At 38.7% G+C, this 19,535-nt stretch carries 17 protein-coding genes, 1 tRNA gene and 2 rRNA genes (1 of these 20 running past the window's edge); 2 read left to right on the forward strand and 18 right to left on the reverse strand.

Annotation, left to right across the window (positions count from 1 at the left end; genetic code table 11):
- Positions 1-205: 205 nt before the first annotated feature.
- The 16 genes from FNLLGLLA_RS06575 to FNLLGLLA_RS06650 form a co-directional block, all read right to left on the reverse strand.
- Positions 206-976 (reverse strand): TatD family hydrolase, encoded by a 771-nt coding sequence (locus FNLLGLLA_RS06575; RefSeq protein WP_060919002.1) that lies wholly within the window; start codon positions 974-976, stop codon positions 206-208.
- Positions 976-2,922 carry a methionine--tRNA ligase gene (gene metG / locus FNLLGLLA_RS06580; RefSeq protein WP_008713598.1) on the reverse strand — a complete coding sequence of 649 codons (1,947 nt, stop codon included), beginning with the start codon at positions 2,920-2,922 and terminating at the stop codon, positions 976-978. The genes FNLLGLLA_RS06575 and metG overlap by 1 nt, the downstream gene beginning before the upstream one ends.
- Positions 2,923-2,956: 34 nt before the next feature.
- Complete coding sequence (gene rsmI, locus FNLLGLLA_RS06585) at positions 2,957-3,805, reverse strand: 16S rRNA (cytidine(1402)-2'-O)-methyltransferase (protein WP_008713597.1); 849 nt, start codon at positions 3,803-3,805, stop codon at positions 2,957-2,959.
- A complete protein-coding gene (locus FNLLGLLA_RS06590) occupies positions 3,795-4,520 on the reverse strand; it encodes a tRNA1(Val) (adenine(37)-N6)-methyltransferase (protein ID WP_008713596.1) in 726 nt (241 codons plus the stop codon). The genes rsmI and FNLLGLLA_RS06590 overlap by 11 nt, the downstream gene beginning before the upstream one ends.
- On the reverse strand, positions 4,513-5,358 hold the full coding sequence (locus FNLLGLLA_RS06595) for a PSP1 domain-containing protein (RefSeq protein WP_008713595.1): 846 nt from the start codon (positions 5,356-5,358) through the stop codon (positions 4,513-4,515). The genes FNLLGLLA_RS06590 and FNLLGLLA_RS06595 overlap by 8 nt, the downstream gene beginning before the upstream one ends.
- Positions 5,359-6,399 (reverse strand): hypothetical protein, encoded by a 1,041-nt coding sequence (locus FNLLGLLA_RS06600; protein ID WP_060919003.1) that lies wholly within the window; start codon positions 6,397-6,399, stop codon positions 5,359-5,361. It lies immediately after the preceding gene.
- A 75-nt stretch (positions 6,400-6,474) separates the two neighbouring features.
- Positions 6,475-7,161 (reverse strand): dTMP kinase, encoded by a 687-nt coding sequence (locus FNLLGLLA_RS06605; protein ID WP_008600529.1) that lies wholly within the window; start codon positions 7,159-7,161, stop codon positions 6,475-6,477.
- A gap of 2 nt (positions 7,162-7,163) precedes the next feature.
- On the reverse strand, positions 7,164-8,645 hold the full coding sequence (locus tag FNLLGLLA_RS06610) for an aminotransferase class I/II-fold pyridoxal phosphate-dependent enzyme (protein ID WP_156697446.1): 1,482 nt from the start codon (positions 8,643-8,645) through the stop codon (positions 7,164-7,166).
- Positions 8,646-8,702: 57 nt separating this feature from the next.
- Positions 8,703-9,281 (reverse strand): aminoacyl-tRNA hydrolase, encoded by a 579-nt coding sequence (gene pth, locus FNLLGLLA_RS06615; RefSeq protein WP_024060200.1) that lies wholly within the window; start codon positions 9,279-9,281, stop codon positions 8,703-8,705.
- A 10-nt stretch (positions 9,282-9,291) separates the two neighbouring features.
- Complete coding sequence (locus FNLLGLLA_RS06620; protein ID WP_004693255.1) at positions 9,292-10,245, reverse strand: ribose-phosphate diphosphokinase; 954 nt, start codon at positions 10,243-10,245, stop codon at positions 9,292-9,294.
- A gap of 127 nt (positions 10,246-10,372) precedes the next feature.
- Positions 10,373-11,746, reverse strand: coding sequence for a bifunctional UDP-N-acetylglucosamine diphosphorylase/glucosamine-1-phosphate N-acetyltransferase GlmU (glmU, locus tag FNLLGLLA_RS06625; RefSeq protein WP_077708284.1), 1,374 nt, complete (start codon positions 11,744-11,746; stop codon positions 10,373-10,375).
- A gap of 131 nt (positions 11,747-11,877) precedes the next feature.
- On the reverse strand, positions 11,878-12,696 hold the full coding sequence (gene purR, locus FNLLGLLA_RS06630; protein WP_004697116.1) for a pur operon repressor: 819 nt from the start codon (positions 12,694-12,696) through the stop codon (positions 11,878-11,880).
- Between the two features lie 226 nt (positions 12,697-12,922).
- Positions 12,923-13,531, reverse strand: coding sequence for a peptidoglycan-binding protein (locus FNLLGLLA_RS06635; protein ID WP_024060198.1), 609 nt, complete (start codon positions 13,529-13,531; stop codon positions 12,923-12,925).
- Positions 13,532-13,793: 262 nt separating this feature from the next.
- Positions 13,794-14,966: a Na+/H+ antiporter NhaA gene (gene nhaA, locus FNLLGLLA_RS06640; RefSeq protein WP_024060197.1), complete on the reverse strand. Its 1,173-nt coding sequence runs from the start codon at positions 14,964-14,966 to the stop codon at positions 13,794-13,796.
- Between the two features lie 35 nt (positions 14,967-15,001).
- Entirely contained in the window at positions 15,002-16,159 is a 1,158-nt protein-coding gene (gene nhaA / locus FNLLGLLA_RS06645; RefSeq protein ID WP_004693243.1) for a Na+/H+ antiporter NhaA, read from the reverse strand.
- A gap of 97 nt (positions 16,160-16,256) precedes the next feature.
- The gene (locus tag FNLLGLLA_RS06650) at positions 16,257-17,588 is read right to left on the reverse strand and encodes a PepSY-associated TM helix domain-containing protein (protein ID WP_008600513.1); all 1,332 of its coding nucleotides are present in this window, start codon (positions 17,586-17,588) and stop codon (positions 16,257-16,259) included.
- 138 nt (positions 17,589-17,726) lie between these two features.
- Between FNLLGLLA_RS06650 and FNLLGLLA_RS06655 the strand changes: the two genes are divergently transcribed.
- Positions 17,727-17,800 (forward strand) — tRNA-Gly (locus tag FNLLGLLA_RS06655).
- A gap of 88 nt (positions 17,801-17,888) precedes the next feature.
- Complete coding sequence (locus tag FNLLGLLA_RS06660; protein WP_004693239.1) at positions 17,889-18,098, forward strand: TOBE domain-containing protein; 210 nt, start codon at positions 17,889-17,891, stop codon at positions 18,096-18,098.
- A gap of 564 nt (positions 18,099-18,662) precedes the next feature.
- Here FNLLGLLA_RS06660 and rrf read toward each other — a convergent pair.
- A 5S ribosomal RNA gene (gene rrf, locus FNLLGLLA_RS06665) occupies positions 18,663-18,779 on the reverse strand.
- 219 nt (positions 18,780-18,998) lie between these two features.
- Positions 18,999-19,535, reverse strand: a 23S ribosomal RNA gene (locus FNLLGLLA_RS06670) (it continues 2,398 nt past the right edge of the window).

Raw genomic sequence — 19,535 nt, forward strand, 5'->3', positions numbered from 1 at the left:
CTCATCTTACTTCTGTTCAGTCTGAATATACTTTAGTATACCATAGAAAAACGCGATTCTCACCGCTAAGGGAGAACCGCGTTTTATGATTTATAATTCTAATTTAGTTTTATCATGTATTTTAATACTTTGTACGCAAAAACTTAGTAATTAAAGCCCAACAGATATTTTATCAGCCAATAATCTTATGAACTAGTTTCTACATTTACTCGATACCAAATACTCGTTTACCATTATTAAAAGCAATTTCACAAAACTCATCTATATCGAGCCCTTTAAGGCTTGCAATTTCTTCTGCCACAAACTGAGTTTTACTTGGATCATTACGACGGCCTCTAAATGGTGGTGGTGTCAAATACGGTGAATCGGTTTCAATGAGGATTCGTTCTAATGGCACTTGTCTTGCTACTTCCTTAAGATTTGTAGACTTAGGAAATACTACAGGACCTGCAAAGGAAATATAAAAGCCCATTTTAATGGCTTCTTTTGCCATCTCCCAGCTACCAGAATAGCAATGAAAAATGCCCCAGTTATCCTTCCCTTCATTGCGCAAGATATTCATAATATCACCATGTGCATCGCGGTCATGGATAATAATCGGGAGATCTACTTCACGAGCAAGCTCTAACTGACGAATAAATACGCGTTTTTGTGTTTCACGGTCAGAAAAATCATAGTAATAATCTAGTCCAATTTCACCAATAGCACGTACCTTATCATTGTTAAGAGCTTGTTCCTTATAAAACTCGTAGTCTTCTTCTGTAAAGTCCTTTGATTCATGGGGATGAGTCCCTACAGCAGCATATAATTGATCGTACTGTTTAGCCAAAGCTAAACCAGACTCAACGGTACCTCTGTCAACACCAGGAATCATAATATATTCTACACCTGTATCAAAGCAGGCTTGTAACATCTCATTACGATCATTATCAAAGCGCCCATCATTTACATGAGCATGTGTATCAAAAAGTTTCATTATTTAACCACACTTCCTGCCGGTAATGATTCGATATTTGTTACCTCTAAATGTTCTTCCCAATCAGAGGCGGACAAAATCATACCATAAGACTCAATGCCCATCATCTTTTTAGGAGCCAAGTTAGACAAATAGATTACCTTTTTACCAACCATAGTCTCCGGTTCATAATATTGGGAAATACCACTTAATACGGTGCGTTCTTCAATACCGATATCCAATACAAATTTCAACAACTTCTTGGACTTAGGCACCTTTTCACAGCTTATAACTTTAGCTACACGAAGATCGAGTTTCTCAAAGTCATCATAGGTAATATTTTCTTTTAATGGTGGAATATTAGATGTATCTACAGCTTCTTCAACTTCTTCTGTAACAACTACATCTACCATTTCAGGAACTTCAAAACGTGGATAGATAGGCTCACCTTTTACAACTTTAGTACCTGTTGCCAATAATCCCCAAGTTTTAGCATCTTCCAACGTAGCCGCTTCAAAACCTGTAAGCCCTAATTGTTCCCAGATTTTTGGAGCTCCTACAGGAATTACAGGGCTTACTAAGATGGCAATGATACGCAATGCCTCTGCCAAGTGATACATAGCAGATTGCAAGCGCGCTTTATCATGAGCATCTTCAGATTTAGCCAATACCCAAGGCATTGTTTCATCAATGTATTTATTCATGCGACCAATAAAGGACCATACAGTTTTGATAGCTTTATTAAGCTCCATATTTTCCATCGCCGCTTCAAAATCTTTTGCAGTTTGAACGGCTAATGTAGATACATCACGATCCAAATCATCCATATCATCGCATTTTGTAATCACACCACCATGGTATTTTTCAATCATCGCAATAGTACGGTTTAATAAGTTACCTAAATCATTAGATAAATCTGCATTAATTTTTGTAACGAAGTTAGGTAACGTAAAGTTGCCGTCATTACCTAACGTAATCTCGCTTAATAAGTAATAACGCAAAGAATCTGCACCATATGTATCAATCAATGGGATTGGATCGATTACGTTCCCCAAGGATTTACTCATCTTTGTACCATCTACAATCATCCAACCGTGTCCAAATACCTTTTTTGGTAATGGCAACTCAAGGCTCATGAGCATCATAGGCCAAATAATTGTATGGAAACGTACGATTTCCTTCCCCACTAAATGGAGATCTGCAGGCCAGTATTTTTTATATAGTTCACCATCACCATCAAATGGAGAGAGTGCACTAATATAGTTCACTAATGCATCGAACCAAACATATACTACATGTTTAGGATCAAATGGGACCTTGATTCCCCAATCAAAGGATGTACGAGACACCGCCAAGTCTTCTAGACCTTGCTTTACAAATTGAATCATCTCATTACGACGAGATTCAGGCTGAATAAAGTCAGGATTCTCTTCAATAAACTTAAGCCATTGATCCGTATATTTACCGAGTTTGAAGAAATAACTTTCCTCTTTAACACGCTCTACAGGGCGACCGCAATCCGGACAAGTATGATTAGGTCCTAGCTTCTGCTCTGTCCAAAAAGTTTCGTCCGGTGTACAATACCAGCCTTCATATTCGGCTTTGTAAATATCGCCCTTCTCATAAGCTTTTGTAAATAACGCTTGAACAACCTTTTCATGACGTTCATCGGTAGTCCGAATAAAATCGTCATTGGAAATATGCATTTTTTCCCACAATGCTTTAAAACCATTTACAATATTTGTAGTATATTCAAGAGGAGTAATGCCTTGTGCTTCTGCAGCACGTTGGATTTTTTGGCCATGTTCATCTGAACCAGTCAAAAAACGTACATCATATCCTGCTAATCGTTTAAAGCGTGCAATTGTATCGGCTACAGATGTACAATACGTATGACCAATGTGCAACTTAGCACTTGGATAATAAATAGGTGTCGTAATATAATACGTTTTCTTTGTGTCTCCCATGATGAGCCTCCTTCTAACCTTCGAATGGGAAGGTTTAACGTTCTACAATATTATATACATCCCGGCGGGAAACGTTAAAACGCTTTGCCACCTGGCGAATAGCTTCTTTTTTAGGTACCCCAGTATCTACAAGGGCTTGCACAGCATCTTCATAAGATACTGGTTCATCCAACACTTCACAAGTATCGGACTCCACTGTATCAGCACCGCTTACGATGAGGACGAATTCACCTTTATAGGTGAGCTGTTCTAAATCCTTTATAAGGCTTTCTAGATCGGTGCGTACAAAGGTTTCAAACTTCTTCGTCAATTCCCTTGCCACCGTTATAGAGCGATTACCAAAGACTTCATACATATCTTGTAAAACCTCTTGTAATCGATGCGGGGCTTCGTAAAACAGCAAGGTTCCCGTCACTTGTGAAAGTCTTTTTAATTCTTCAATACGATGTTTTCCCCGTTTAGGCAAGAACCCTGCAAAGGTAAAGGATTTAGTATCTAAACCTGATGCAATAAGTGCTGTTAACGCCGCATTGGCTCCTGGTAATGGAACTACAGCTATGCCTTCTTCAATGGCCTTTGTTACAAGGTCTGCCCCTGGATCAGAAATAGCAGGCATACCCGCATCACTAACGCAAGCAATCGACTGTCCTTCTAACAAAAGCTCCAAAATATAAGCACCTTTTTCCTCCTTATTATGTTCATGATAAGAAATCAAAGGCTTTTTAATATCAAAATGTTTTAACAATATGCCCGTATGACGTGTATCCTCAGCCGCGATAGCATCTACCTCACCCAAAATACGAACAGATCGATACGTCATATCTTCTAAATTACCAATCGGTGTAGGCACCAAGTATAATGCGCCCCATTCATTATCGTTCATACCAAGAGGACACCTCCTTCGTGTACACATTCGTTTTTTTGTAAACGATGAGTGGTGGCTCAAGTACAAGACCTGCCTGACCTTGAAAAATAGACTCTATCAAAACTAATTTTGCTGGTTTATCTAGCATACCATGAACAAACCGAATTCGTTTTGCTTGAAAGTTAAACCTTTCTAGTTCATGTAATACATATTGCAACCGACTAGCACTATAAATCATCCACAAGCGACCTTTACATTTAATAAAAGACTGTACCGCTTTCAGAACATCACATAAAGTTGTATGTCCATCATGAAGTGCTAAAGTACGCTCTTCAGATGTAGGCTTTGCACCGCTTTCACAATCATAAAAAGGGGGATTAACAATAACACCATCAAAAGGCTTATCTTGTATATCTCGATATGTCATATGCCGATAATCACCACATAACATATTTACCACATCTTGTTTACGATTATGTTCTACGCTACGCTTAGCCAACTCAACGAGAGTTTCATTAATTTCTATACCTGTAATATGACCTGCCCCTAATGACGTACCTATAAGCGGCATAACCCCTGACCCCGTTCCAAGATCAACATAGGTATGACGACCATTAAAACGACAAAAATGAATGAGTGCTATGGCGTCAAAGGAAAAGCGAAACATATCAGAACGCTGATAAATCTGTAAGCCATCGATAATTAAATCATCAAGTCGTTCTTGATCATTCATCAGGCAATGCCACCTCGGACCATTTCAAATCGATAGTACGGCCCGCTTCGAGCTGTACCTTTACAGTATGTTTATGATGATTTACCTTTAAAACTTTACCAATACCTTCATCGGTAACAACCTCCTTACCAATGCCAGGAGGTGCTATATCTTGAGGAGATTGAGTGCGTTCCTTCTTCACATATAGGTCGCCACCTTTTTTATATAAATCATCTTCGTAGTTAAGACAACACATCAATCGACCGCATACACCGGAAATCTTCGTAGGATTTAAGCTTAAATTTTGATCCTTTGCCATGCGAATCGATACAGGCGTAAAGTCACCTAAGAAATTTGAACAACACAAAGGTCGACCACAAGCACCGATACCATTTAGTACTTTAGCCTCATCACGGACACCTACTTGGCGTAACTCGATGCGCGTTCTAAATATAGTTGCCAAATCTTTAACGAGCTCACGGAAGTCAATACGGCCATCTGCAGTAAAGAAGAATATAATCTTATTCATATCAAATGTGTATTCCACATTAATAAGTTTCATCGGTAACTTGCGTTTTTCAATTTTTTCGAGACAAATTTCAAAGGCTTTTTCTTCGCGCTCTTTATTCTTCTCGATTTGTTTCAAATCCTTAGACGTCGCCTGTCTAATAACAGGCTTAACAGGGGCAACAACAGAATCTTCATAGACCTCTTTAGGTCCAATCACAACTGTGCCATATTCTACACCACGTGCTGTTTCAACGATAACTCCATCCCCAACGGATAGTTCTAATTGTTCAGGCTGAAAATAATAAATCTTTCCCGCCTTTTTAAAGCGTACGCCAACTATGGTTAGCATTTAATCCTCCTCCCGAGCATCATGAAGGGCGATACTAAGACCGTCCACCACGAGAGCGGTTTTTATATGTAAGCACAAAGCCCGTTCTGCTTGCAATGTTTCGGTAATAACCTTAGCCAATGCTTGCATAGACCAGCGCGGTAATAATCGTAATAATTGAGTTTTGTATATAGGTACTTGTAATTGCGTGTCTTGAGCCCCCATTTTAAGAGCCATCATATCTCTACTTACAAGGCGTAGCCAGTGCATCAATTCCGTTAGGCTTTCACGAGATAAGCTTTCACAAGCTAAGGAAATCATAGAAAACCATCGCGTTTCAAAAGCTAATATGTCCATCACCTTAACGGCTAACTCTAGCATTTCAATGCGACCTTGTGTCGCCAGTTTTTCCACCAATTGTGGATTACCATGACCAGCTAATAAAGCCTGTTCTATATCACCGGTAATTCCACGCGCTATAAGAGCGGTGCGAATCGTATCTACATCAACACTGTTAAAACCAACTCCCATACATCTAGAAATGATGGTAGGCAATACGGTGTTAATCTTGTTCGTAATAATGATGAAGTACACCTGTTCGGGTGGTTCTTCAATGGTTTTTAGCATAGCATTTGCCATAACTGCATTGGCTGTGTGAAAGTCCTCCACAATGACAACGCGGTTCCCATTGCCCGCCACAGACAGATGATCTTGTAATAATGAATACCACTGCTCTACCTTTAAGGTTGTTTTCATAGGGCGAATCCAAAAGGCATCACCCTTATCCATATAGATAGGTAATCCTTCGGCTTCGATACGTTTTTCCGTATCCCCATTTGCTAAACGGGCTTCCTTAACCTCTGCTAAATAAGATTCCCCCTTAGGTTGAGAGAATACTTGACGCCCTAGTAATAAAGATGCTAGGCCAATGGCCATATCTAGCTTGCCAAGACCAGATTCGCCATAAAACAAGAGACTATGAGGTAATGCATTACGACTTACAAGTTCAGATAGGTGTGCCTTAATCGAATCTTGACCAATTATAGAATCAAAATATGTCATAGCGCCTCCTATCAATACATGCTCAATATTAATATTATATAGGAAAAAGGCGACTTTTAAAAGAGTCGCCTTTTTCTAAGGTAGTAGATTTTCTACTACACTATATACATCATTATGAATTTCTTCAATAGTACGCAATGTATACTGACTAGACTTAGCTTTATCAGCACAAGGTATGCGGTGCCATTGATAACGCTTTACTAATTCTTCATACGCACCGTGAACGGCTACTAAATATGCATGATTCCCTTCGTGAATATCACCAGTATTGCCTCCTGTTTTACCAGTGCGCTCCGCCATAAGGGCTTCGCTCACTTCAAGGGGCATATCCAAAAGGCATACCGCATCAGGTTTAGGCAAGCCAAATTTTTGGAACTCAAAATCTTCAAGCCAATCTAAAAATGCAGTACGTTCCTTCGGATCATCGTATTTTACCATTTGGTGCACCATGTTAGACGTTGTATAACGATCTGCAATGATGATACCCCCATTTTTGTAAAACTGTTCCCAGTCAGTTCTGAAGGAAGCAAATCGATCGATAGCGTACATAGAGCTTGCCACATAAGGATTTACATCATGTACATCCTTACCAAATTCACCAGCTAAATACATTTTAATAGGCATAGCGGCGCCGCTATCATAGTTTGGAAAGCTCACAGACTTAACGGCATGCCCTTCTTTGGTCAAGCGCTCTACTAAGAGTTTAGTTTGTGTAGCCTTACCGCTGCCGTCTCCACCTTCTAATATGATTAAAGTCCCCATAATTACTCCTGTAACACCCAAATTGTTTCCAATGTCATATCATCAGACCCATTAGGTACATAACCTAGAGCCTTGTGATTCTCTATATATTGTAACACAGAGGCACTAATCTCTTCACCTACTGCTACACAGGGAATACCTGGTGGATAATAAGCAATTGTCTCCCCTGCAATGCGATGAAGTGCTTCTTTTAAAGGTACTTGCTCACGATTTGCATACATAGCATTACGAGGGGTTATGCGCACAATAGGCGCTGGCAGCAGCGCAGAATCTTTACTAATGTCTTGCAATTGCTCTTCCTCTGTTTTATTAAATTCTTTAAATGCACGTAACACCTTTTCACTTACAGCTTGTACAGCCTTAATAAGAGCAGTTACAGACTCGTTTGTATCACCTATGGTAATGAGCACTAGCACATGATGAGCTTGTACTAACTCCACCTCAATATGATGTTCTCGTAACATCCGTTCAAAAGCAACGCCTGTGAGCCCTAATTCTTTAGCATCAATCAGCACCTTAGTACAATCATAATTTATTACCCGCTCTTGAATATCTGTATATTCCATAGTAGCAATACCAGAAATTTTATTGAGTTCCTCACGTAAGTACATACTCAACTCTACTGCACGACTTACTAAATCATTACCTGCTGTGGCTAATTGATGGCGCGCCATATCTAAGGAAGCAAGGAAAATATAGTTTGGACTCGTACTTTGTAGCATTTGATGCATTTGCGTAATACGCCGCTTATCAATTTTTTTACCTTGCCCTAATAGCCAAGATGTTTGTGTCAAAGAGCCAACAGATTTATGTGTACTTTGAGCCACCAAATCTGCTCCAGCCTCTATAGCCTCTATAGGTAAACTTTCAGAGAACGGCAAATGAGGCCCATGAGCTTCATCAACAAGTACAATAAGTCCCCGCTTATGAGCCTCTTGTATGATATTAACAATATCTATGCCCACGCCATAATAGTTTGGATAAACTAAAAGAATCGCCTTTGCCTCTGGATGTGCATCCATTGATTTGATAGCATTTTCTAATGATACACCTAGTGGAATTCCCCAGCGTTCATCAAAATCACAGTCCATATATACTGGTTTGGCTCCTGAGAGGACAAGCCCACTAATAACGGAACGATGTGCTTCTCGAGGAATGATAATGATTTCATCAGGCCCTACAGTCCCCATAATCATGGCTTCAATCAAAGCTGTAGTACCATTAATAGAAAACCAACAACAATCAGCTCCATATAACTCTGCTGTTAAGTCTTGCGCTTCTTTTAATTCCCGTTCAGGTTCATGTAAATCATCTAAAGCATACATAACACCTAAGTCATAGGGTAACGCTGGCCCCATCCAATTCTTTAATAGTTGAGGTGCTTCAACGCCTATCTTATGACCTGGCGTATGAAAGGGCACGAAATGTTGTTCTTTATATGATTCTAAAGCCTCTACAAAAGGCATTTTTTCTTGATTACTCATATGTACCTCGTAAAAAGGGCATGAATCTCAATGAGACTCATGCCCTTATGCATGTATTTATCGCTGTGGACGACGTTTAGGATTGAATTGATTCATGCCTTTATCCATACCTACCTCTAAGGTGCCTAATACGGCTTTTACCGTATCCTTAATACCTTTTTGTACCTTCTCTTGCGACTCTTCACTAAATGGTGCTAAAACGTGATCAATGACAGTCCATTGTGGCAATGGACGTCCAATTCCTACGCGGAAACGAGGAAAATTTTCTGTTCCTATATGGGAAATTAAAGATTTAATCCCATTGTGTCCACCCGAACTACCATTTGGTCGAATACGCAACTTACCTATAGGTAAATCCATGTCATCATAGATACAATACACATCAGATGGATCAATTTTGTAGTACCGCATTAACGGTCCTACAGACTCACCACTTAGATTCATAAATGTTTGCGGCTTTACAAGTAATACTTTCTCACCATCTACGGTAATACTGCATACCTCAGCACGTTGCTCCTCTCTCCAAGGCGTGTGAGGGACACTATCGGCTATGGCATCAATAACCATAAATCCAATATTATGTTTTGTCTTTTCGTATTGCTTGCCGGGGTTACCGAGGCCTACTACTAATTTCAAGAATCACCTATTATTTATCAAATAAATTACTTACAGACACTTCATGGAAGATACGCATAATTGCTTCACCCAACAATGGAGCTACGGATAATTGCGTAATATTTGGTAAGTTGCAATTTTCCGGCAATGGAATAGTATTAGTAACGATAAGTTCCTTAATATTGGAATTTGCAATTCGTTCACTTGCCGGATCTGTCAACACTGCATGTGTAACAGCGGCGGTAACGGATTTAGCACCGAATTCTTCCAATGCTTTAGCACCTTCAACCAAGGATCCAGCCGTATCTACGATATCATCGATAATAATACAGTTTTTACCTGCCACATCACCGATGAGATTCATAACTTTAGCCACACCTGGTTCAGGGCGTTTTTTCTCAATGATTGCAATCGGTGCACCAATGCGGTCAGCCAAATCACGAGCTCTTGTAACACCGCCAAGGTCAGGAGATACAACGATAACATCTTCCATATTTTTTTCATTAATGTATTTAGCCAAAATAGATGCGCCAAACAAATGATCTACAGGCACATCAAAGAAACCTTGAATTTGGCCTGCATGCAAATCAATTGTTACAAGACGTGTAATACCTGCCGTTTGCATCAAATTAGCTACTAATTTAGCTGTAATCGGCTCACGACCACGAGTCTTACGGTCTTGGCGAGCATAGCCATAGTAAGGTACTACTGCAGTGATATGACGTGCAGAAGCGCGTTTTAACGCGTCAGCCATAACCATGAGTTCCATTAAATTATCATTTACAGGATAGCTAGTTGGTTGAATGATAAATACATCTTTGCCACGTACGCTTTCATCAATCATTATTTGTACTTCGCCATTGTTAAAACGACCTACAAATGCTTCACCTAAAGGCAACCCTAAATAATCACAAATTTCCTTTGCCAATGCAGGATTTGCATTACCTGTGAAAATCTTGAGTTTTTTGCCGTCTTCAAATGCCATTTTGTTACCCTTTCATTTGCTCCTATACTGGTTACTTATCCATAATCTATACATTACAGATACACACTATTGCCTTTTTATTGTATACTATTTTGACCTAATTGTGTTAAAAAATATGAGATTTTTTTTATTTCTTTTTGAAAGTATCCTCTGTTACCCAATTTTCTTTCACAATTTGCTTACTGCGCCCTACAGCCAAGGCCTTATCTGGTACATTTTTAGTAATAGTAGAGCCCGCACCTACATAGCTATAATTACCTACTGTTACAGGGGCAACTAAGTTACTATTACAACCAACAAATGCACCATCACCAATAGTCGTACGATGCTTAACTTTCCCATCATAATTCACGGTAATAGTGCCACAGCCAATATTAACACCGGCCCCAACATCACTATCACCGATATAGGAGAGATGTGGGAACTTAGTACCTTCCCCAACATTAGAGTTCTTAACCTCTACAAAGTTACCTACATGAACCTTGTTACCTAAAACTGTATTTGGACGCAAATGGACATATGGACCTACATCTACACCGTCTTTTACTTCACAGTCATGACCATAAGTAAAGTGGATAATCGTATCATTGCCGACTTTTACATTCGTCAAACGAGTGTGTGGTCCAATTTCACAACGCTCACCAATCACGGTATCACCTTCAAGAATTGTACCAGGATGCAAAATTGTATCTGCACCTACTGTTACCTCAGGAGCCACATAGGTATTTTCAGGATCAATAATTGTTACGCCAGCAGTCATTAACTCAACATTTTTACGATGTTTTAATATAGCTTCAGCCTCTGCTAATTGCAAACGTGAGTTTACACCTAAAGATTCTTCAAAATCCTTAGTCATGTATGCACTTACCTTGTCGCCACCATTTACGAGAATACCAACTACATCAGTAATATACAATTCACCTTGGGCATTATCATCAGATAATTGATCTAAGCAAGGCCATAATTTTTTACTATCAAAAGCGTACATACCTGTATTTACTTCTTGAACCGCTAATTCTTCAGGTTTACCATCTTTCTGTTCTACGATACGAACTACAGAACCCGCTTCATTACGAATGATACGTCCATAACCAGTTGGATTCGGCATATGAGCAGTTAAGATTGTAGCTGCTGCACCGGAATTTTTATGTTCTTCTAAAAGTGCTTCTAAACTTTCTTTTGTAACCAGGGGAGTATCACCGCATAACAATAAGATTGTACCATCATAATCACCAAGTACTGGTTGAGCCATCTTAACTGCATGACCTGTACCATTTTGTTCTTCTTGACGAACAAATTCAGCACGCTCTCCCAAGTAATTTTGTACTGCATCGCCACCAAAACCAACGATAACAACATCGCGATTGGTACCAATGGATTGAACCGTTTCAAGAACGCGTTCTACCATCGCCTTACCGCCGACCTTGTGTAACACTTTTGGCAATTTAGACTTCATACGCGTGCCCTTACCAGCAGCTAAAATAAGGCTTGCAATATTCATAGTAATCTCCTATCTATTATCTCTTATATCTCTAAACCATTTTAAATATTATTTACGTCATTATTTAGCCCATAGGTCAATACTCAATATAAACCATTATATCAGCCTATAATCTTCCTAATATTAATGATTTACTCTGCATCTAACACAGGCTCTATACTAATTTTCTTTGTATTTTCATCGATACCATAAAAAGTAAATAGTGATTCATAATCATCGATCAACTTCGGACTTGGTTCAGCTGTAGCTACAAGAACACCTGTGCCAACAACGACGCCACTCATTTCAAGAACTAATTCTTTAAGCCCCTTAGCGGTACCGCCAGCTTTCATAAAGTCATCGATAATTAACACTTTCGCATTTGGAGGAATTGCCCGTTTAGTTAGAGTCATAGTTTGAATGCGCCCAGAGGAACCTGTTACATAATTGATACTAATAGCAGAACCTTCTGTTACCTTACTATCACGTCTAGCAATAACAAGTGGTTTATTGAAAGCTCTCGCTACCATTACAGCCAAAGGAATCCCCTTTGTTTCTACAGTCAAAATATAGTCTGGTTCACGGTCCACGAAACGAGTCATAATAATCTCACCCAGACGTGTCATTACATGCCAATCATATAAGATATCAGACATATAAATAAAACCACCTGGAATGATGCGATCTGGCTCCATTAAACGAGCTTGCACATCGCGTAGAATATCGTTCGCTTGTATTCCCTTGCGATGCGGAATAAATCGTACCCCACCAGCTACACCGGCCACCGTTTCTAAGGTCCCCAGTTGAAAGTGTTCCATAGACTGCCTTACACATGTTAAATCTTCACTAACCGTTGATTTAGCCATGCCAAAAAAGTCGCAAAAGTAATTTAAAGGAATCAATTTTTGCGGTGAATCAACTAACAGTTTTGTCATTGCCACCATTCGTTCTACGCGCCGTACTTTATCCATAGGATTATCCTTTACCATTCATCATATAACTATTAAGTATGCTTATTAATTTAACATCATGAGTCATCATCATATATCTATTATTTATTATACCATATTTTCCGAATATTCGAGGTTTTGAATACATTATAATTCGGTAAAAGAAAAACTCTCTAGCATGTTATACAAGAATATGATTGTAGTCTATACATCTATCATATAATCATATAAAACTAGAGAGTTATCATTATAAAATATAAACCTTTACAGATTGACGTCCAAACTGCAATGCTTCTGCACGAGAATCAAAGGCTAAATCAATGCGATGCCCTTTAATAGCACCACCTACATCGTCAGCTACAGCATAGCCATAACCTTCAATATATAATCGCGTTCCCAAAGGAATTAATTTAGGGTCTACAGATACAAGTCCCTTCCGTAGACGACTGCCTGTAGCTGTATATTTTCCGTTGCCAGGATCTTGAGATGAATAGCCACTAGCCTCCATCGTTAAAACTTTAGAGTATTTATTAGGCACTCCATTATGATCGCGTTCTGTGCCATGTCCACCATAACGAGTCTCCATCTTTTCTAAAGCATTCATCGTAGCAGGACCAACACGACCATCTACAGCGAGCCCTTTAGATTTTTGAAATTTTCGAACAGCTTGTTCTGTATTATGACCGTAAATGCCATCTATAGAATCATGTAAAAAACCTTGATGCTTTAACATGGTTTGCACCTTACTAACGTGATGCCCTCGTTGCCCCCGATCAATAGTTTTTGCTAATGATACAGAGGATACCATTACAATCATACAAACAAGCGTACATGCAATAATTATTTTTTTTATCATATACACCTCACCTTACATTAAGTAGTATACTATACAGTTTTAAATAATCTATAAACCATAAAAGTTCTATTAATATCAATAATTCATATATATTAAATTATAGTTATAGTATAGTTTTAAGGGTGTATTACATATATATCATAAAATTATAAGATACCAATGAAAATCTCCATTATATCCTGCAAGAATATTCGCTTAGATTACTTCTAAAGTCGGAAATACTCTTCAGTCTATAATGGAGATTTAATAGTTTTATTCAATTTTAGCAGTTATGGTATACACCAATATGACATTCTTTTCGGTTTGCACCAACAAGTCTTAAGAAGATGTAGCCGAATAATGCAGAGATTAATGAGCCAAGTATAACGCCACCTTTTGCCATTTCTTGAGCGTGACCGGGTTCAAATGCCAAGATAGATACGAAGATACTCATTGTAAAGCCTATACCACATACAATCGCAGTACCATATACATGCTTCCAATTAGCTTCTGTCGGCATTGGTACAAGGCCACATTTCACCATCGCAAATACTGCACCAAAAATACCTATTTGTTTCCCTATAATAAGGCCTAATGCAACACCAAGCACTACAGGATGCGTTAAGTCATTAACAGATACATTACGTAAATCTACACCAGCATTAAAGAATGCAAATATTGGTACAATTAAAAAACTAACCCAATTGGACAATAAATGTTCCCAATGTTGCATTGGGCGAACATACTTACGGCCTCGTTTGCCTTTTGAAGGAATTGTCATAGCTAAGATTACACCAGCCATAGTTGCATGTAAACCAGATTTTAATACACAATACCAAAGGATAAACCCTAGAATGATATATGGTAAAGGTCGTACATATCCTTGCTTATTACAATAGATTAAAGCAGCTACAACTACGACAGCTGCACCTAAATACATCATGTGAATACTTGACGCATAGAAGATTGCAATTACGATGATAGCAATCAAATCATCTATAACGGCAAGAGCTGTTAGAAATACTTTCATTGAATTCGGTACTCTAGAGCCTAATGCAGATATAATACCGATGGAAAATGCAATATCCGTAGCAGTTGGTATTGCCCAACCATGTATATATTCAGAATGAAAACCTGCAATTAAGTAGTAGATAAAAGCGGGCGTTAGAACACCAAATAATGCGGCAATGCCTGGCATCACACGCTTAGCATTAGTATTAAGCTCACCTGATACTAATTCACGCTTAACTTCGAGACCTACAAAAAGGAAGAAGATTGCCATCAATGCATCATTAACCCATTCTAAAATTGTTAGATTACCTATATGGTGATTAACGATTTGAAAGTATTGTTCAGATGATGGAGAGTTCGCTAAAATTAAAGCGAGTACTGTTGCTCCTAGGAGTACAGATGTAGCTGCACCTGGAGAACGTAAGAAAACAAAAATGCGTTCCATTTGAATCCTTTCTATACTTACAAAAGATTATTTTATTAAATTTTACCACGCATCTTGCGTATTTGATAAGCTAAAATTAGGACAATCGCACCTAGCAAGCCTGCCGTGATTGATCCTATAAAGATACCTACCTTAGCCATTTCTTGTGTTATACCTGGTGGGAAAGCCAGTGTAGCAACAAAAAGGCTCATAGTAAAGCCAATACCACACAAAATAGCTGTCCCATAAATTTCAGGCCACGTCGTTTTTGTAGGCATCTTAATTGCCTTAGATTGAACCAAAATGTAGACGGCAGAGAATATACCTAATTGTTTTCCTAAGATTAAACCGAATGAAACACCTATGATTACAGGATGGAATAAATTATCTATGGAAAAATCAGCAAAGGATACACCAGCATTTAAAAAACTAAATAATGGTATAATTAAGAAGTTTACCCAATTGCGTAAAGCATGGGCCCATTCTTCCATAGGATATACTACCTTATCTATAACTTTACCTTTAAAAGGAATTGTCATAGCCAGTACAACACCAGCAATGGTAGCATGCACACCAGATTTTAAAACTAAATACCAAAGAACTAATCCTAGAACACAATACGGAAGTGGTCTTAAATAGCCTTGCTTATTAGTATAAATCAGTAAACCAGTTACAGCCGCAGCAGCTATTAAATCCATAAAATTAACGCCTGCCCCATAAAAGAGAGCAATAACGACTATGGCAATCAAGTCGTCAATAATAGCTAATGCAGCTAGAAAGGCTTTCATCGCTGTAGATACCTTATTACCAAGCATTGTAATAACGCCTATAGCAAAAGCGATATCTGTAGCGGTAGGAATCCCCCAACCATGTCTATATTCTGGCATATATCCAGCCGCAAAATAATACACAATAGCTGGCGTAATAACACCTGCAAATGCGGCTAATACGGGAAGCACACGTTTCGCCTTCGTATCAAGCTCCCCAGAAATCATTTCCTTCTTGATCTCTATACCAACATAAAGGAAAAAAAGAGCCATTAAGGCATCATTTACCCACTCCAGTATAGTCATTGGACCAAGGTGTATTTGCATGACTGCAAAATACTGTGCTGCAATCGGTGAGTTCGCCACAAGAACGCCTAAAATAGCAGCGGACAGCAAGGATATCCCACCAGCAGACTCTGACTGGAAAAATGCTTTTATAAAATTCATAATAACTACCACTTTCTGAGTCATAAATAATAATACGTATTTTTATGTATATAAAAACAACTATATTTATTATTATATCATTTCAGTTCGAAAATAATCAATATTGTTTACTTTCTTTAAGTAAAGAGATAAAAAATACAATAAGTGATACAGTTAAACAAATAGCAGCAATCGTATTCATAACAGGATTTTGCCAAAGTGGTAGAAGCAATCCTATAAGAACAGATATACTACAAAATAATGGTGTACGCCAAATATGCTTTTCCTCTACCGATACTTTAGATAGAATTACATCTGATTTTTTATACTTTCTAATAATAGTCATCATAAGTCCAGTCACGATACCAATAATGAGAACAATATCCCATATAGCCCACAATATCTTCAGAGCCATCGTATTATGATTATGAATATGTAGGTTAATCATAGTCGTCATACCTGTAAAATACCATGGAACTGCTTTAGTAGAAAATCTATCATTACTAGAATCGACATACAAGTTAGCATATACAGGCTGTCCAAGAAACATAGCTGGATCATCATCATTTTCTGCACCTAAATAAAATGCATAATGGTAATTGTTAAACTTAGATGGATAATCCATAGAAATAACTTGTCGATCTGGATATACTTTCATTATACGAGAAATTGCTTCTGATGGTTGCAATATTTCAGATTGTCCAATCGAAAGTTCCTGTTTAGCATTATGAAGTACATCGGCATTATAGTTATCATTTGCAATAAAAAAGCCCCCAATCCATACACCTGTTATACATAATATAAATCCCCAGACCGTTGCAACTATTGAGAATTCACGATGTAATACACCTATTTTCATTTTCTTAGATAAAACAGAGGCTTTAGAATAACTTTTACGAAATGGACCATATAAAAAAATCCCTGAAATAATAGTGAGACTACATAAAAATGATAAGAATGTTACAATATATATGCCAATTTTACCTAAATCTAATCGTGTATGTAATTGATGAAGAGTATGTAACATACTACGAATCCAAGGATGTACAGGAGGCTCATTATGTGAAGTAATCAGTTCTTTAGATATAGGATTATATAAAACATAATCCCCACCCATTCCCATGCGAGCTGGAGGTGCTACCGTAGCCGTAGATTCAATAATACGATACCGTAAAATATGTGTAGCCCCCATAGCAGGGGATATATTCAAAATATCTTTTGATGGATATTTCTGTTTAACAAGTAGTGCCCCCTGATCAGCATACTTAAATATAGATTCTTCATGTTCATTCATCGACATTATAGCTGATGAATGATGTATTGTTCCACCTTGAGCCCATGCATTTAACTCAGTTCGAAACATGAGTACTAATCCTGTAATACAAAACATTAAGAAGAAAATTAAGGAAATGATAGATAACCATTTATGAACTTTATATACTTTTGACATACGAATTCCTCCTTTTCTATTATTTTATACATCTAGATTGAAAGTAATTCAATACATTTACTACTATAGGTATAATCATAGATATATCTATGATTACTTGAATGTATATGTAAATATATGATACAATATTTACATCGTGCGGGCGTAGTTCATCGGTAGAATGCGAGCTTCCCAAGCTTGAGAGGAGGGTTCGATTCCCTTCGCCCGCTCCATATAATTTGTGATGTAATGTATATCACAAATTATATGCAAAATATTATAATATATATACTTTTTGTATTGTTTTTTAAGGAGATATCCATGAAATTAAGTGCAAGAAATCAATTAAAAGGTACTATCGTTGAGATCCAAGAAGGCGCTGTAAATGCAATCGTAAAAATCAACGTAGGTAATAATAATATTGTTACTGCTGACATTACTATTCAATCCGTTAAAGAATTAGGCTTAGCAGTTGGCAAAGAAGTTGTCGCTGTTATCAAATCCACTAGCGTAATGGTTGGTGTAGAATAATAAAGAATTAGAGCTGCTTAGGCAGCTCTTTTTTTGTATATATATTAAATTCCTAATAAGTTGTTATTAATATATAGGCTCTATGATTTTGTGATCATGGGGCTTGTTATTTACATAAATATGGAGTTGCTCAACTAGTTTACGGTTCGATACCATTGGTGCTGCGCACCGCGGTATCGATTAGATAAAGTTTATTTACATATATTTAAAGTAGCTCAACTGCTTTACGGTTCGGTAACATTGGCACGTTGTGCCTCGTTACCGTATGGATTAGTTAGATACTACCATTAGCCGCGGCTTCCTATCAATCCTCACTGTGGATTTCCCTTCTCTGCTTCGCAGCTCGGTAAATCTTACGTTCGGAAGAAAGCGATGCAGTGAATCTGTCGTCGTTTCACTCCTCCATCTTCTACTGCCCTGCTTTTCCCAGGGCCGTCTTACACGGACACGTACATAGATACAACCTCTACAACCTTGGCTGGAGGCTGCTCTAGTAGGGTTAGCTAGTCGAAGACTAGCAAAAAGAAAAAGGCCTACCTTTAGGTAGACCTTTTTCTTTTAGTCAATCAGCGGCTTCCTATCCTCCCAGGCCGTCTCCAGCCAAGTACTTTCGGCGTTTATGAGCTTAACTACTGTGTTCGAGATGGGAACAGGTGGATCCTCATAGCCATCGCCACTGAATCTGTCAGAGTTTGTACTCTGAAAACCACATAGAAGTATATATATTTGTTGCACATTCTGCTTAATGTTTTGTTATATGTTGCGTCCCATACTCAAAGTACACGTCTGGAGGATTGCGTCGAAGCCTGTGGATTTCACATCGTGAAATCTTACGTTTCGACGTAAGCGACTCCACGCAACTTGTGCGTCGCGTTGCTCCTTCAAGTTGGTTACGCTGCTTAAGTAAAGCCCTCGATCGATTAGTACCAGTCAGCTCCAAACCTCACGGCTCTTCCACACCTGGCCTATCTACCATGTCGTCTACATGGGATCTTACTAGCTTTTGCTATGAGAAACCTCATCTCAAGGCTGGTTTCACGCTTAGATGCTTTCAGCGTTTATCCGTCCCGAACGTAGCTACCCAACTGTACCCTTGGCAGGATAATTGGTACACCAGCGGTTCGTCCACTCCGGTCCTCTCGTACTAGGAGCAGCCCCCTTCAAGTTTCTTACGCCCGCGATGGATAGGGACCGAACTGTCTCACGACGTTCTGAACCCAGCTCACGTACCACTTTAATCGGCGAACAGCCGAACCCTTGGGACCTACTTCAGCCCCAGGATGTGATGAGCCGACATCGAGGTGCCAAACCTCCCCGTCGATATGGACTCTTGGGAGAGATTAGCCTGTTATCCCCAGGGTAGCTTTTATCCGTTGAGCGATGGCCCTTCCACTCGGCACCACCGGATCACTAAGCCCGACTTTCGTCCCTGCTCGA

The organism is Veillonella parvula, from assembly GCF_902810435.1.
Classification (GTDB): domain Bacteria; phylum Bacillota; class Negativicutes; order Veillonellales; family Veillonellaceae; genus Veillonella.

Excerpts from the sequence above, each read along its gene's own strand:
- FNLLGLLA_RS06575 (WP_060919002.1), bottom strand. The coding sequence starts at position 976 with ATGAAACTTTTTGATACACATGCTCATGTAAATGATGGGCGCTTTGAT.
- metG (WP_008713598.1), bottom strand. The coding sequence starts at position 2,922 with ATGGGAGACACAAAGAAAACGTATTATATTACGACACCTATTTATTAT.
- rsmI (WP_008713597.1), bottom strand. The coding sequence starts at position 3,805 with ATGAACGATAATGAATGGGGCGCATTATACTTGGTGCCTACACCGATT.
- FNLLGLLA_RS06590 (WP_008713596.1), bottom strand. The coding sequence starts at position 4,520 with ATGAATGATCAAGAACGACTTGATGATTTAATTATCGATGGCTTACAG.
- FNLLGLLA_RS06595 (WP_008713595.1), bottom strand. The coding sequence starts at position 5,358 with ATGCTAACCATAGTTGGCGTACGCTTTAAAAAGGCGGGAAAGATTTAT.
- FNLLGLLA_RS06600 (WP_060919003.1), bottom strand. The coding sequence starts at position 6,399 with ATGACATATTTTGATTCTATAATTGGTCAAGATTCGATTAAGGCACAC.
- FNLLGLLA_RS06605 (WP_008600529.1), bottom strand. The coding sequence starts at position 7,161 with ATGGGGACTTTAATCATATTAGAAGGTGGAGACGGCAGCGGTAAGGCT.
- FNLLGLLA_RS06610 (WP_156697446.1), bottom strand. The coding sequence starts at position 8,645 with ATGAGTAATCAAGAAAAAATGCCTTTTGTAGAGGCTTTAGAATCATAT.
- FNLLGLLA_RS06620 (WP_004693255.1), bottom strand. The coding sequence starts at position 10,245 with ATGGCATTTGAAGACGGCAAAAAACTCAAGATTTTCACAGGTAATGCA.
- glmU (WP_077708284.1), bottom strand. The coding sequence starts at position 11,746 with ATGAATATTGCAAGCCTTATTTTAGCTGCTGGTAAGGGCACGCGTATG.
- purR (WP_004697116.1), bottom strand. The coding sequence starts at position 12,696 with ATGGATAAAGTACGGCGCGTAGAACGAATGGTGGCAATGACAAAACTG.
- FNLLGLLA_RS06635 (WP_024060198.1), bottom strand. The coding sequence starts at position 13,531 with ATGATAAAAAAAATAATTATTGCATGTACGCTTGTTTGTATGATTGTA.
- nhaA (WP_024060197.1), bottom strand. The coding sequence starts at position 14,966 with ATGGAACGCATTTTTGTTTTCTTACGTTCTCCAGGTGCAGCTACATCT.
- nhaA (WP_004693243.1), bottom strand. The coding sequence starts at position 16,159 with ATGAATTTTATAAAAGCATTTTTCCAGTCAGAGTCTGCTGGTGGGATA.
- FNLLGLLA_RS06650 (WP_008600513.1), bottom strand. The coding sequence starts at position 17,588 with ATGTCAAAAGTATATAAAGTTCATAAATGGTTATCTATCATTTCCTTA.
- FNLLGLLA_RS06660 (WP_004693239.1), top strand. The coding sequence starts at position 17,889 with ATGAAATTAAGTGCAAGAAATCAATTAAAAGGTACTATCGTTGAGATC.